General features: G+C 40.5%; 13 protein-coding genes. 3 read left to right on the top strand and 10 right to left on the bottom strand.

All coding sequences use genetic code 11. The annotated features are described in order from the left end of the window. Positions 1–60 precede the first annotated feature (60 nt). The 9 genes from K6I41_RS02035 to dxs form a co-directional block, all read right to left on the bottom strand. Complete coding sequence (locus K6I41_RS02035; protein ID WP_192836303.1) at positions 61–348, bottom strand: STAS domain-containing protein; 288 nt, start codon at positions 346–348, stop codon at positions 61–63. Between the two features lie 10 nt (positions 349–358). Then, a complete protein-coding gene (locus K6I41_RS02030) occupies positions 359–1,000 on the bottom strand; it encodes an MlaC/ttg2D family ABC transporter substrate-binding protein (protein ID WP_049837391.1) in 642 nt (213 codons plus the stop codon). 26 nt (positions 1,001–1,026) lie between these two features. Then, on the bottom strand, positions 1,027–1,710 hold the full coding sequence (gene mlaD, locus K6I41_RS02025) for an outer membrane lipid asymmetry maintenance protein MlaD (protein WP_005301188.1): 684 nt from the start codon (positions 1,708–1,710) through the stop codon (positions 1,027–1,029). After that, entirely contained in the window at positions 1,710–2,489 is a 780-nt protein-coding gene (gene mlaE / locus K6I41_RS02020) for a lipid asymmetry maintenance ABC transporter permease subunit MlaE (RefSeq protein WP_005301186.1), read from the bottom strand. Before mlaE ends, mlaD begins: the two co-directional genes overlap by 1 nt. Then, positions 2,486–3,304, bottom strand: a complete 819-nt coding sequence (locus tag K6I41_RS02015) for an ABC transporter ATP-binding protein (RefSeq protein ID WP_005301184.1) — start codon at positions 3,302–3,304, stop codon at positions 2,486–2,488. The genes mlaE and K6I41_RS02015 overlap by 4 nt, the downstream gene beginning before the upstream one ends. Before the next feature lie 90 nt (positions 3,305–3,394). Next, complete coding sequence (locus K6I41_RS02010) at positions 3,395–3,604, bottom strand: hypothetical protein (RefSeq protein WP_250375124.1); 210 nt, start codon at positions 3,602–3,604, stop codon at positions 3,395–3,397. A 108-nt stretch (positions 3,605–3,712) separates the two neighbouring features. Then, a complete protein-coding gene (locus K6I41_RS02005) occupies positions 3,713–5,647 on the bottom strand; it encodes a DEAD/DEAH box helicase (protein WP_013196768.1) in 1,935 nt (644 codons plus the stop codon). Positions 5,648–6,055: 408 nt separating this feature from the next. Then, complete coding sequence (locus tag K6I41_RS02000) at positions 6,056–6,886, bottom strand: inositol monophosphatase family protein (RefSeq protein WP_004789677.1); 831 nt, start codon at positions 6,884–6,886, stop codon at positions 6,056–6,058. Between the two features lie 117 nt (positions 6,887–7,003). Beyond that, positions 7,004–8,908, bottom strand: coding sequence for a 1-deoxy-D-xylulose-5-phosphate synthase (dxs, locus tag K6I41_RS01995; protein ID WP_250375123.1), 1,905 nt, complete (start codon positions 8,906–8,908; stop codon positions 7,004–7,006). Positions 8,909–9,211: 303 nt separating this feature from the next. Between dxs and ribA the strand changes: the two genes are divergently transcribed. The 3 genes from ribA to aroE all read left to right on the top strand — a co-directional run bounded on the left by ribA (position 9,212) and on the right by aroE (position 11,861). Then, positions 9,212–9,823 (top strand): GTP cyclohydrolase II, encoded by a 612-nt coding sequence (gene ribA, locus K6I41_RS01990; RefSeq protein WP_250375122.1) that lies wholly within the window; start codon positions 9,212–9,214, stop codon positions 9,821–9,823. 118 nt (positions 9,824–9,941) lie between these two features. After that, positions 9,942–10,892 carry an oxygen-dependent coproporphyrinogen oxidase gene (gene hemF / locus K6I41_RS01985; protein WP_250375121.1) on the top strand — a complete coding sequence of 317 codons (951 nt, stop codon included), beginning with the start codon at positions 9,942–9,944 and terminating at the stop codon, positions 10,890–10,892. Between the two features lie 180 nt (positions 10,893–11,072). Then, a complete protein-coding gene (gene aroE, locus K6I41_RS01980) occupies positions 11,073–11,861 on the top strand; it encodes a shikimate dehydrogenase (protein WP_250375120.1) in 789 nt (262 codons plus the stop codon). 47 nt (positions 11,862–11,908) lie between these two features. Here the strand turns inward: aroE and K6I41_RS01975 are convergent, their stop codons facing one another. Next, positions 11,909–14,251 carry a hypothetical protein gene (locus tag K6I41_RS01975; protein WP_250375119.1) on the bottom strand — a complete coding sequence of 781 codons (2,343 nt, stop codon included), beginning with the start codon at positions 14,249–14,251 and terminating at the stop codon, positions 11,909–11,911. Between the last annotated feature and the right edge of the window lie 40 nt (positions 14,252–14,291).

The following is a 14,291-nucleotide window of genomic DNA, read 5'->3' as shown; positions in this document are numbered from 1 at the left end:
AATGCTAGTCCAAAGCATAAAAAAGCACCTAAATATAGGTGCTTTTTTACATCTAGAACATCAGATCAAATGTAGATCTTCCTTCAAATGGCAGGCTTGAATGATCTTCAGCATTTTTTCGGGTACATTTTTAAAATGCAAACCAGCCTTTTGTGGAGTCACTCGTAACCATTGAACTAAAACAGCCAACGCTAAGGTACTACCATGCTCAAGCTCTGTTAAATCCACCACCAGAGGAAAGCTTTGCTGCTTCTTGATGATAGCTAAACCTGCCTGATACTGTTGTTCCGCATTTTCAAAATCAATTTTTCCCGAAACAACCAATTGTTGGTTGAGATACTGAACCACTCTTCACCTACTATTTTTGTTTGTTCTGATTAACAGCAGCGTCTGCATCCGGTTGGAAGGTTGCAATTGCTTTATTCAAATCGCCACCATTACGTTTCACTGTTGCAGCAAACTGATTACGGAACTGTAATCCCAAATCAATACCAGAAACATTGATATTACGGATTTTCCATTGTGTACCTTTATCAGCTAACTGGAAAGATACAGGAATTTTGTCGCCGTTATGACTGAAGTCTAATGTCACTACTGGGTTTTTACCCGCAGTTGCCTTGTAAGGGCGCATGGTATAGCTTTGGTTCGTATATTTAGCAAATGCACTACCGTAATTTTCAATTAAAGTATTACGGAAGTTAGTTTCGAACTGAGCACGCTGTGCCGCTGTACTATACTGATTTGTTGCATAAGTACCCATTACAATACGAGTAAATGCTTGTGAATCAACATACGGGTCTAAATTCTGACGTACGATACTCTTCACTAATGCTGGATTATTTTGCAATTTTGCATGATCAGCTTTCAAACGAGTAATCAAACCATCAGCAACACGCTTGATAAAATCAGGTGGTGCTTCTGAAGGTGCAGCAAATGCTGTACCCACAATCATGGTAGACAAAAGACTTGCTGTCAGGGTTTGTTTAAACAACGTATTCACCAGGAACCACTCCTTCAAATAATCTTTTACTCAACAAATGAGGCTTGTGCACTATCTTTATCAGTGCTTGCAGGAGCACTCGCTTCTGTTGAGCCTGAACCGGCAGCAACTTTACCAGCCCCACCACCAGTAATAAATTTACTAATTAAATCTTCTAAATCCATAGTTCCTTGAGTGTTTGAAATCGTGTCACCTCGTTTCAAGTAGTTCACACCACCACCAGGTACAACTTTCAAATATTTTTCACCCAACAAACCATTGGTTGCTACCATTATATAAGCATCTTCATCAATACTTGTGATGGAGGTCATGTTACTGGTCAGTTGCTGTTCCATTGCTTTTTGTTGCTCTGGAGAAGCCTGAGTATAATCTGAGCTATAACGCAACTCTTCCAGCGCATTCTTCTGAACTTCTTTTAATTGTTCAGGATTGAAACTTGTCAATTTTCCATCTAAACCAAATGTTACGGTAGCCAAACGCGTAACCGGATCAAGCGTAATTGAATCAACACGACCAATTGTAACCCCACTCATTGTTACTTTAGCACGTGGCTTTAGCCCATTGACGTTATCAAATTGAGCCTTCATGGTATAACTATCACTTAAGTTAGTACCAACAAGCCCACTAACTTTCATTGCTAAGAAAAACAATGCAATACCGAAGATAATAACAAAGATACCAACGGCCAGTTCACTACTACGTGATTTCATTAAATCCCTCCGAACATGACCGCAGTCAACACGAAATCAAAACCTAAAACACATAATGAAGAATACACAACCGTCCGGGTCATTGCCGTTGCAATGCCTTCTGGTGTCGGATCACAAGCATAGCCTTGATAAACAGCGACCCATGTACAAATCAAAGCAAAAACAATACTTTTAATAATCGTGCCATTGATAATGTCATGCCCGAAACGCACTGTATTTTGCATGCCACTCCAGAAGGAGCCTTCATCAGCACCTAAAAAGTCAACACCGACCATCTTGCCACCAATAATCCCAATGGCGGCAAATATCACAGTTAACATTGGCAAACTGACAATACCAGCCCAAAGACGTGGTGATACGATTTGCTTTAAAGGGTCAACCCCGATCATTTCCATACTGGCAAGCTGTTCGCTTTGCTTCATTGAACCAATTTCGGCAGTCAATGCAGAACCTGCTCGTCCTGCAAATAGCAATGCAGCAACCACAGAAGCAAGCTCACGGAGTAGGGTTAACGAAATCGCTGTACCCAACATTGACTCAGCACCGAAAGTGACCAAAATGCTATACATCTGCAAGCCAAGAACCGCACCAATAAACAAACCAGAAACGGTAATAATAAGTAAGGACATCACACCTACGCGGTGCATTTGGTAACCAAAACGACCAAAACCACCCTTGCTAGGAAGTGAAAAAATAATCTGCAAGAGCATATGTGCCGCAGCACCAATGCCTCGAATCCGCTCAATAACGAGTCTACCTAACCAGGCAATCGTATTCATGGACGAACCTCGTTATTTAAATAAGCTAGATGACTAAACTGGTATTCAACTGGTCCTTCTGCCGAACCTGTTAAGAATTGGTGTACAAATGGAGAAGCATGTTTTTGCAACTCTTCAGGTGTACCCTCTCCCTGAATTTTTCCTTCAGCTACCACATAGATGTAGTCAGCAATCGATAATGTTTCTGCAACATCATGCGAAACAATAATTGTTGTTAAATCTAACGCTTCACGTAGTGAACGAATTAAACGTGTCAAAACACCTTTCACAATTGGGTCTTGACCAGCAAAAGGTTCATCGTACATGATCAAATCGGGATCAAGTGCAATCGCGCGAGCCAATGCTACACGACGATTCATACCACCTGAAAGTTCTGTCGGCATTAATTGTTCAGAACCACGTAGACCCACCGATTCAAGTTTTAATGCAACCAGTTCAGCAATGAGATTTTCAGGAAGCTTTGTGTGCGCTCGGATTGGAAACGCCACATTTTCATAAACGGACATATCCGTAAATAGAGCTCCACTCTGAAATAACATTCCCATACGTGCACGAGCGGAAAAAAGTTCCTGACGAGACATTTTGGCAATATCTTTAGCGTCGAGTAAAACTTCCCCTTGATCTGGAACTAACTGTCCACCAATCAGACGTAATAAAGTTGTTTTACCTGTACCAGAAGGTCCCATAATGGCCGTAATCTGGCCTCGACGTATATTTAAACTAATATTGTCATAAATGACGCGTTCCCCTCGATTAAAACTCAAGTTCTTCACTTCAATAAGCGGTTGAGTCGAGAGAGGAGTTTTATTATTCATAATGGCAATCGTTCCTGCACTTTTATGCACGCATACTATAACACTGAAAATTAGCAAACTTGTTGTAATTTTGACAAAAGCAGAGCTAACTTACTTGAGAGAAGTCGAAGAAGTATGTTCGTAAAAAGAGGTCAATTCAGAAGCTTGGAATTGCTCAACAGAATTTCCATTTATAAAAGCGTAGGCGAAGTAAACCCCATTACACAAAACAAGTGCAATAAAAAGATAAGGCAACCCACGCTGAACCAGAAGGTTCTTCAACTGTGCCATTATTGTCTCTTTTCGCTTACTTTTACGCATTATTTAATAAAAAATTGAACCAATTCACATTCTATTAGTTTATAACAAAACTGAAAAATAAAAAAGGCCAGTATTTTTACTGGCCTTTTTTTTCAAACTAAATATTGATTAGCGGTCGAACTTACGACGCGGTGGTTTATCATCAAAACTACGACGCGGACGATCTTCACCACCAAAGCTACGTTTTGGACGATCTTCACCAAACGCTGGACGTTCACCACGTGGTTTGTCATCGAAGCTACGACGTGGCTTATCGCTGAAACCGCCTTCACGACGTGGACGATCTGAGTTGAACTCGCGACGCGGACGATCTTCACCACCGAACGCTGGACGTTCACCACGTGGTTTGTCATCAAAACTACGACGTGGACGATCTTCACCACCAAACGCTGGACGCTCGCCACGTGGCTTGTCATCAAAACTACGACGTGGACGATCTTCACCACCGAAGCTACGTTTTGGACGATCACCAAAACCACTTTCACGACGTGGTTTATAATCTACGCGATTACCACGGTTGTCATCATTCGAGTCAAAACGCGGTTTATCATTGAAACCACCTTCGCGACGCGGACGATCTGAACCAAACTCACGACGCGGACGATCTTCAAAACCACCTTCACGACGTGGGCGGTCTGAATTGAACTCGCGACGTGGACGATCTTCACCACCAAATGCTGGACGCTCACCACGTGGTTTATCATCGAAGCTACGACGTGGACGGTCATCACGACCACCTTCACGGCGTTTGAAGTTGCTTTCGCCTTCAAAACGACGACCGCCACCGAAACCGCCGCCACCACGACGACCATCACGGCTACCGCCATTACCGCCACGACCACGACCACCGCCATCACGACCTGAACGAGCAGGAGGTGGAGATGGCTCTAAGCCTTCAATTTCAGAAACACTTAAACGCGCTTCTAAATATTCTTCAAGTGCACGAATCTTACCGCGTTCACGATAAGTCGCTAAAGTAATTGCTTGACCAGTACGACCAGCACGACCAGTACGACCAATACGGTGTACATAATCTTCATGCTTCATCGGAAGACCGAAGTTAATTACGTGAGAAATAGTCGGAACGTCAAGACCACGAGCAGCAACGTCAGTTGCAACTAAGATTTTTGCACGACCTTCACGAATACTACGTAAACGACGGTTACGAACTGTTTGTGGCATTGCACCATGAAGTGCAACTACAGAATGACCTGCTTCAGCAAGTTCTTCTGCCAACATATCTGTATCTTCTTGCGTACTAGCAAAAACAACAGCTTGATCTAAGTTTTCATCACTTAACCAATGGGTAAGTAATTTTTTCTTATGTTCGAAGCCATCCGTCCAATGCAATGTTTGTGTAATATCAGTATTGGTTGAATGACCTGTTTCAATTGCAATACGCATAGGATCTTTCATCATGCATGATGCAAGACGAATAATACGGTCAGCAAATGTTGCAGAGAACATTAATGTTTGTTTACGGTTAGCCGCTAATTCGCTAATTGCTTCTAAGTCTTCAGAGAAACCTAGGTCAAGCATACGGTCCGCTTCATCAACGATTAAAGCATCTACTTGATCTAATTTAATTTGACGACGATTTACCAAGTCAAGTAAACGACCAGGTGTTGCAACAACAACTTGCGCGCCTTTTAATTGTTGAATTTGTTTTGCAAATGGCATACCACCCATAATGGCAGCAATACGAACACCTTTCATGTGACGTACAAATGCAATTGCATCTTGACTTACTTGCTGAGCCAATTCACGAGTTGGTGAAATTACCAAGATATTCGGTTGAGTTACTGCTTTCATACGGTCTTTGAACGGTACAACAGTCTCTTGACCAGCTAAAGCATTTAATGTTGGGAGTAAGAATGCAGCAGTTTTACCAGAGCCAGTTTGGCTTGATACAAGAAGGTCTTTACCTTCTAAAGCAGCAGGAATTGCTTGTTCTTGCACAGGAGTCGGGGCAGTAAAACCTAAACCTTCAAGCGCTTGTTGTAAGGTTTCATGCAAAGAAAATTCGGCAAAAGTTTTGCTCATAGAGAGTTTCACCCTTGTGGGTGCTCCATTTTTAATAAATACAAAAAAATAGACATCGGCAAAAAGCGGCAAAGCAAAGTTAGCTGAAACATTTTTTCAGCAGCAATCCGAGTAACGACGATGTGGACTAAACGCACGCTTGATTACGGCCGAACCTGAAGAATCGCTGAGCGATTGGGGCGCAAGTAATGGTCCTCTCTATGGACAGCGTGCGCTTACAATGAATAGAACAGAATGTTCAGGTAATGAACGGAAATTTAAGTGCGTTGGCGGATTATAGCAGAAATAATTTAAAAGTCACCTTTTTTAATCAACTTTATGCATATTTCTTGAATTAACTTAATTTTAATCCTTATTTAAAACATAAAACCCTCTGATTACAGAGGGTTTTATTAATAATAAACCAAATTATTTTGCAGCTTTATCCCAAGCTGGAACAACTGTTTGCATTAAAGGTTTTAGCAATTTAAGCGAACATGCGAGTACTTGACCATTTTCAAGTGAATTATTACCACCACGTGCATCAACAACTACACCGCCCGCTTCTTTAAGAATAAGTTCACCCGCAGCGATATCCCATGGCTTTAAACCAAGCTCAAAGAAGCCATCGAAACGACCTGCAGCTACATACGCTAAATCTAGAGCAGCTGAACCACCACGACGGATTTGTGCGCCTGCTTCAGTAACAGCTAGTAATGATGCGAAATGCTGCTCTGCATAAGATACGATTTCGCCAGCACGTTTAGCGCGGTAAGGATGGCCTACTGCTAAGAATGTATTTTCTAAACTATCTTTTACATTTACACGAATACGGCGTTGATTCATAACTGCACCGCGACCACGACTAGCAGAGAATAACTCATCACGTACTGGATCGTAGATTACGCCGTGTTGAGTAACGCCTTTATGCTGAACTGCAATTGAAATACAGAAATGAGGGAAACCATTAATAAAGTTTTGTGTGCCATCAAGCGGGTCAATTACCCAGCACCACTCTGCATCATGGCCTTTACCTTCTTGTAAACCAAACTCTTCACCTAAGAAGCTATGGTTTTTATAACTTTTACGTAACGTATCAATCGCTAACTGTTCTAAATAACGATCTACACGCGTTACTGGGCCATCAATGCCTTTCTCTTCAACTTGTAAATCGAGTTTATGACGATTTTGATGCGCTTTTAAAAGCTCTTGACCAACTGTTTGAGCCGCACGCGCAGCCATAACCACCATAGGTTCCATTGAACACCCACTAGACAAATTTGAAGATTTTGACAAAGAATAATGCATAAAAGCGCAAATATTTTAGCAAATATATGCGCTTTTAGGGGGAAAATGTTTCAAAAATTTTATTGAGGGTTAAACGACCTGATTTAACTTGAGCCAAACTTTCTCAATTGAGCTCAAAACACCCTTAGCGTCTAGACCACAGTCTTGCAACATTTGTCCGTGTGAAGCCTGTTGTAAGAACAAATCTGGCAAGCCTAAATTAATGATAGGTTTCACAATTTGTTCTTGAGCCATGAACTCATTTACCGCACTTCCCGCACCACCCATAACCGCATGCTCTTCAACAGTGACAAATAAATGTGTGTGCTCAGCCAAATCACGAATAATTTTTTCATCAAGTGGTTTCACAAAACGCATATTTACAACACGCACACCCACATCATGTTTTTGTGCAAATTGTTCAGCAGCTTCTATGGCAACCATAACGCGGCTACCAAATGCCAAAATTGTAATCTGTTCATCACAAGCAGATTTAATTTCAGCAACGATTTCAGCTTTTCCTAACTCAATAGCAGTCAACTCTTGCTGAATTTCAACACCTACACCTGCACCACGCGGGTAACGTACTGCCGCTGGTCCATTATAGACATAGGCTGTATGAAGCATCTGACGGCATTCATTTTCATCTTTTGGTGCCATGATGACCATGTTTGGCACTGTACGCATGTATGCATAATCATATGCACCTGCATGAGTTGGACCATCTTCACCAACCAAACCTGCACGGTCAATTCCGAAAGTCACATCAAGGTTTTGTAATGCGACATCATGAATAAGCTGATCGTAACCACGCTGTAAGAATGTTGAATAGATTGCAACAACAGGTTTTAAGCCTTCACAAGCCATTCCTGCTGCAAGTGTTACTGCATGCTGTTCAGCAATCGCAACATCAAAAAATCTCTGCGGAAATTCTTTAGCAAACTGAACCATACCTGAGCCTTCACACATCGCTGGTGTGATCGCAAGTAGACGTTCATCTTGTGCAGCTTCATCACATAGCCACTGACCAAATACATCAGAATATTTAGGTGGTGTTTTACCTGCTGAAGTCGCATTAATTTTGCTAATTGCATGGTAGGTAATCGGATCCGCTTCTGCTGGAGTGAAACCTTTACCTTTTTTAGTATAGACGTGGACTAACCGTGGGCCTTTACGCTTCTTGAGAGCATTAAATACTTGGGCCAGTTGATTTACGTCATGGCCATCGAATGGGCCAAAATAATCAAAACCAATTGCTTTAAATAAATTATCTGCCGCATCTGTTGCCGATTGATGCAAACGAGAGTTATAGGTCCATTTTGGATGTGGCTGAATGTAAGCCTCACCATGTTCATCTACATTTACTAAATGACCTTTTTCCCAAATTGCAGCCAAATGTTTAGCAAAGCCACCTGTACTACAAGAAATTGACATGTCATTGTCATTAAGAACAACTATTAAATCAGCATCATGTGCAACAGCGTCGTTCATGGCTTCAAACGCCATACCTGCTGTCATTGCACCATCACCAACAATACAAACGACTTCACATGGATCATTTTGATAGCGACGTGCTAACGACATTCCTAAACCAGCTGAAATTGCTGTTGATGAATGTCCTACGCCGAATGTATCAAAAACTGATTCTTCTCTGGCTGGAAATGCTGCTAAACCATTTTTAGAACGAATCGTGGTCATTTGCTCACGACGACCTGTCAGGACTTTATGCGGATACGCCTGATGTCCCACATCCCAAACTAATCGGTCATTTGGTGTATTAAAGCAATAATGCAGCGCAACCGTCAGCTCAACCACGCCGAGATTAGCACCGAAATGGCCACCACTCTGGCCTGCTGCATATAAAATATATTGACGCAACTCATCAGCCACTTGAACCAATTGGCTATGCTCGAGCTGACGTAATTGTTGAGGATGATCAATTGCATCTAACAATGGCGTAACAGGGCGTTGAGTTGGAATTTCGGTATACAACATATGTGGCAAAGCCTTTATAAGCCTGGCAAATCCTAAGCTGGGTCAAAATGGGTCGATCATACAATCGAATGAAGTCACCTTCAATCAGCCACATTTGCGAACGAGGTCATGCAAAGCAGTCTCTCATACATCATGGGTATGGTTGGCAGATTATCCTGAATAATCTGACTATTTATCAACTATTATCGTCATCTTTATACAAAAAAGAAAACCTTAGTGTGCAAAATGATTATGACAATTCGACCAATCTCCCAGCATTACGCTATACTTTAAACCGTTTTCGGTTAAAAGATGAGTTAATCTGTGCCTATAGAGTTCATTGCAACATCAAAACTCCCGACCGCTTTTGGTGAATTCAATATTTCTGTGTTTCAAGATCCAGTATCAGGTGAAGAACATGTGGCACTTTCTAAAGGGTTAGAAAATCCCCCTACAGGCCCTGTTTTGGTTCGTGTACATTCAGAATGTTTAACAGGTGATGCGTTTGCATCATTAAAATGTGACTGTGGTCCTCAATTGCAGGCAACTCAAAAGCTCATCAATGAGGTAGGTCAAGGCGTTATTTTGTATTTACGTCAGGAAGGCCGTGGTATTGGGCTTACAAATAAAATTCGCGCTTATGCTTTACAAGATCAAGGTCATGACACCGTAGATGCTAATTTACTTTTAAATCTTCCTGCCGATGCACGTCGTTACGACATGTGTAGCATCATGCTAGATCATTTAGAAGTTAAAGAAGTTAAATTAATTACCAATAATCCTTTGAAAATTCAGGCACTCAAAGATCAAGGAATTAATGTTGTTGACCGTGTCCCATTAACGGTTGGGCGCAACCCTTTTAATGAACAATATTTAAAAACCAAACGTGAACGTATGGATCACCTTTACCAAAAAGATGATTTTTTAAAAAAATAAATATTAAAAAAGCAATCACAAGGGATTTTTGAGACATTTCTTAAAAATCCCTTACTTTTTTTATGGTTTTGTGTTTTGATGTATCTATCTCCTATCTCAATCATCTTTGAGGGTCATTATGCAACATCCGACTTCCACAGATATTCAACGTGTCCGCGAATTTCTCCTCGATTTACAAGCCCGTATATGTGCTGGGTTAGAACAACAAGAAAAAGCTGGTGGCGGTACGAGTGAATTTATTATTGATGATTGGGAACGTCCGGAAGGTGGTGGTGGATGTTCACGCGTACTGCAAAATGGTACAGTGATTGAAAAAGGTGGTGTGATGTTCTCTCACATCAACATTAGTAAACTGCCCGCTTCCGCTACAGAAAGACACCCTCAAATTGCTGGCGCTAAGGCTCAAGCACTGGGCGTTTCGTTAGTGATTCACCCTAAAAATCCGAATATTCCGACTTCTCATGCCAATGTACGTTTATTCGTTGCAGAACCTGAAGGACAAGATCCGATTTGGTGGTTTGGCGGTGGTTTTGACTTAACTCCTTTTTATCCAGATGAGCAAGATGTTATCGATTGGCATCAAGCCGCTCATGACTTATGTCAGCCTTTTGGTGACCATGTCTACGCTGAACATAAAAAATGGTGTGATGATTATTTCTATTTAAAACATCGTGATGAACAACGTGGTGTTGGTGGTTTATTTTTTGATGATCTCAATGGCTGGGATTTCGAAACTTGCTTTAAATATATTCAAGCTGTAGGTAATGGTTATTTAAATGCCATTCTGCCAATTTTTGAAAAACATCGTGAACAGCCTTATACCGAAGCTCAACGTGAATTTCAGCTTTACCGTCGCGGTAGATATGTCGAATATAACTTAGTATATGACCGTGGAACATTGTTTGGCTTACAAACAGGTGGACGTATCGAATCTATTTTAGTCAGCCTACCGAACCTTGCAGGTTGGTCGTATCGTCCTGAATGGGATGAAAATTCCCCAGAGAAACGTTTAACTGACTATTACCTAAAACCACGTGACTGGTTAAATCTAAAAGAAAAAGTTGCTTAATTTTTTGCTTTTTGGAGATTCTTTGGCTTCCACCCTAGAGAATCTCCTTTTTTATTTTCACTTTTCTGAACCTCATTCAAATATTTTTTCTTATTCCAATTTGGCTTATAGTGAGGCCTGCTGAATATTCAGCACACGTTTTTAACTGCTTCATGCCATTTTAAAATTTTGGATATAAGAATGACCAAACAGTTTGCAGTAATTGGCAACCCAATCGAACAATCACGCTCTCCTGAATTGCATCATGCTTTCGCTGAAAAAACAGGTGTTGATCTCGACTATCAAAAACGTCTTGCCCCTCTTGATGGTTTTGAACCGAGTATGCGTAGTTTCTTTGCAAATAGTGGAAGTGGCATGAACGTTACCGTACCATTTAAAGAACAAGCTTTTGCTTTGTGTGATGTGTTAACCGAACGCGCTCAAATTGCGAAAGCGGTGAATACGTTATGGATGCAGAATGGCAAATTGCACGGCGATAATACTGATGGCCAAGGCTTAGTGGCCGCAATTCAAGCCTTAGACTGGAACCTAGAAAATACAAATATTTTAATTTTAGGAGCTGGGGGTGCAACTCGTGGTGTTATTTATCCATTAGTACAGGCTGGTGCTAAGAAGATTGTGATTGCAAACCGTACTCTCGTTCGTGCAGAGCAACTGGTAGATGACTTAAAAGCAGCAGTTCCTCAAGCTCAATTACAAGCAATTTCTCTAAGTGAGTTAGAAGGGAGTTTTGACATTGTAATTAATGCAACTTCTGCAAGCCTTTCAGGTGATGCATTACAATTACCAGAAAATCTAGAGTTCAAATATGCCTATGAAATGGCTTATGGCAAGCCATCCAGCTTCCTTGAGCAAGCTAAACAACGCAATGTGCCATATTCAGAAGGTTTTGGGATGTTAGTGGGTCAGGCTATTGAAGCCTTCTATATCTGGAATGGTGTAAGACCTGAATTAAAAGATTTTCTATAAAACAAAAAAGAACCTACTTTAAGTAGGTTCTTTTTTGACTGCATTTATTATTTTTTGGTCACAACCATTTGCTGATAAACATCTCGGAAAATCTCATAATCAATAAATTCATTATGTTCAGGTTTTAAATTCTGAATTGTTTTTTCCGTAAGTTGCTGTTTACGCGCAGCAGCATAAGCCTTACCTAAAATATCAGCTGTTTGCGACAACAATTGTTTTTCTTCAGCAGAAGCACCATTTTGTTGTTCAAATTTTAATTGATATTGCTTCGAGAAAAGCTGCTCAGGCTGCTTATATTGTTTCTGTAATTTTTGCCATGCTTCACGCCCTGCCTCACCTTGTATTGTCGTAATCACAATATGGTCCACAGCACGACCTAAATCATTATCAAATTGCTCTTCTTGCTCAAGATGGTGCTTTTTCTGCAATGCTTCTATACGCTCTAAAGCCTTACCTTGAGGATTATAAGTTTCTTCTTCAGAGAACCAGTAAGCATAAACTTCAGCAATTTCTTGCAACTGTTGAACTGAATAATAATGAATATATGACGGTTTTTCGGCAGTCAATTTTGCAATAAACACAGCCTTATACGTTTTATCATAGGCACGTGTTGCATCATAAGTTTGGTTAGCCAACAGCGCCAGACTAGAATCTAAATCTTGTACATCGCTATGTAAGCCAACTGGATGTTCAGAAACATCACTCTGCCCAAGTTTTTCACTAAAGCCTTTTACAAAGTTTTCAAATAGCGAACCTTTGCTTGCTTCAGCAACTGATTTAGCTTGTTTAAGCTGCTGCGGGTCAATTGAAGTGGCTTTACCATAATTTAAAATTTGCATGTCCATTTTAATATTAAAGCGATGATTAAACTCGGCTGGTGTATAGGCAACATCATAATCTGCGTTAACTAAACGGCCTTTTTCATCAAGTCCAACATCAATCGTAATTGGATTTCTTTGTTTTGGTAAAGCTTGTTCAATCTCGGCTTTATGTTTTAACCATAAAGCTTTAAAGGCATCATCATTCACAAACTGGTTCTGATCATAAGCAGCAAAAGTTTGTTTTAGAGCAGCTTGACGAGCTTTCATGTGAGTTTTTTCGGTATTTACTGCGCTCTGATCAAGCACATTAATACCGTAAATTTGACAGTAATTAATATCACCTAAGGCAACTGGTTTCTTAAGAGACTGTAATTCAACACACTGATCTTCTGTAAGTGTAGCCACTTCTGCATCTTGTACAGTAGGTTCAGCATCTGCCACAGCAACGTCTTCTGCTTGAGCTGAATCAGAGGCTGCTTCTGCTGCTGCCACATCTTGAGCTGCACTTGCTTGGTCTTCATCACCTTCCTCAGAAGCCAATGTATTGCCAAAATGAGCATTAATAAGTGAGTAGAGTTGCTGACTGACAGCCGCTGCATCTTCAGAAGAAACCCTCTGCCCCTCAGCACCAGTCACCTTTTTCTTAGCTTCAGAAGCAGCAAGTTCAGTTGCTATAGATTCGGCAACCTTTTGGTCATCAAACCCTAAAACATTTTTTTGCAAATATTTTTCATTGACTTGACCATAGAGTTCCGATTGCAGCAATAACTCTTCGACCGTATCTTTTAAACGAATTTTTTCTACAATTCCGGCTTTACGGTCAGCATCGGTAATGGGTAAACGCTGTAAATTTTGTGGTTCAGCCAAACGATAAGATATCGCGCTAGAAGCTTTTGCATATTCAACAAACTTCTTCATATCGACGTTTGTAAACAGATTTTTATACTTTGAAAAATCGACATACGCCAAGTTATTTTGATTGTCTTTATTTACTAGATAAGGCATTAATCCAAAATAATTAACGTAAAATTTATAGTCTTTCAGATCAAGTACCATTGGCAATTTTGCCTGTACCAGTAAGGTCGGTTTCTCATATCTTGCAGTGAGATTTAACGACCCCATTTTTTGACGGTAATGAACTGAGCCATCGTAACTAAATTGGAGGTCATTTAATAAATTTATTAATACGGCATTTACTTTTTCTGAACGTGATTCGTCAGATATACCTGAAACAGATTGCTCATTTGCAATTGCAGCATAAAGCGCCTGCTTCTGTTTTTTATTCAAATTAGTTTTTTGTTCACGTAAATATTGATCTACTTTTTTTTGCACTCCAGCATCAAGCTGAGCCGTTTTCTCTACAGTACTGATTTTCTTAGGCTGATTCGAATCAACATTAACTTTAAAATGCCCGCGGTAGTCATAGCTTGGGTATTCATACATTGCATTCATACCCTGAATGACTTTTTGATCTAAGTTGGCAGATGCCACTGATGGACGTAGGTTATGCTGCGCACATGCGGTCAAACCCAAACTAAATAAACATAAACTGAGATATTTTAAATGCATAACCTTTTTTAAAACCTTATAGCTTTATCTTTTTAGCAAA

This window comes from Acinetobacter sp. AS23, assembly GCF_023612055.1.
GTDB classification, from domain to species: Bacteria; Pseudomonadota; Gammaproteobacteria; order Pseudomonadales; family Moraxellaceae; genus Acinetobacter; species Acinetobacter oleivorans.
Note: the sequence above shows the minus strand (reverse complement) of the source record. Positions and strands in the feature narration are given on the sequence as shown.

Excerpts from the sequence above, each read along its gene's own strand:
- mlaD (WP_005301188.1), bottom strand. The coding sequence starts at position 1,710 with ATGAAATCACGTAGTAGTGAACTGGCCGTTGGTATCTTTGTTATTATC.
- mlaE (WP_005301186.1), bottom strand. The coding sequence starts at position 2,489 with ATGAATACGATTGCCTGGTTAGGTAGACTCGTTATTGAGCGGATTCGA.
- K6I41_RS02015 (WP_005301184.1), bottom strand. The coding sequence starts at position 3,304 with ATGAATAATAAAACTCCTCTCTCGACTCAACCGCTTATTGAAGTGAAG.
- K6I41_RS02010 (WP_250375124.1), bottom strand. The coding sequence starts at position 3,604 with ATGCGTAAAAGTAAGCGAAAAGAGACAATAATGGCACAGTTGAAGAAC.
- K6I41_RS02005 (WP_013196768.1), bottom strand. The coding sequence starts at position 5,647 with ATGAGCAAAACTTTTGCCGAATTTTCTTTGCATGAAACCTTACAACAA.
- K6I41_RS02000 (WP_004789677.1), bottom strand. The coding sequence starts at position 6,886 with ATGGAACCTATGGTGGTTATGGCTGCGCGTGCGGCTCAAACAGTTGGT.
- dxs (WP_250375123.1), bottom strand. The coding sequence starts at position 8,908 with ATGTTGTATACCGAAATTCCAACTCAACGCCCTGTTACGCCATTGTTA.
- hemF (WP_250375121.1), top strand. The coding sequence starts at position 9,942 with ATGCAACATCCGACTTCCACAGATATTCAACGTGTCCGCGAATTTCTC.
- aroE (WP_250375120.1), top strand. The coding sequence starts at position 11,073 with ATGACCAAACAGTTTGCAGTAATTGGCAACCCAATCGAACAATCACGC.
- K6I41_RS01975 (WP_250375119.1), bottom strand. The coding sequence starts at position 14,251 with ATGCATTTAAAATATCTCAGTTTATGTTTATTTAGTTTGGGTTTGACC.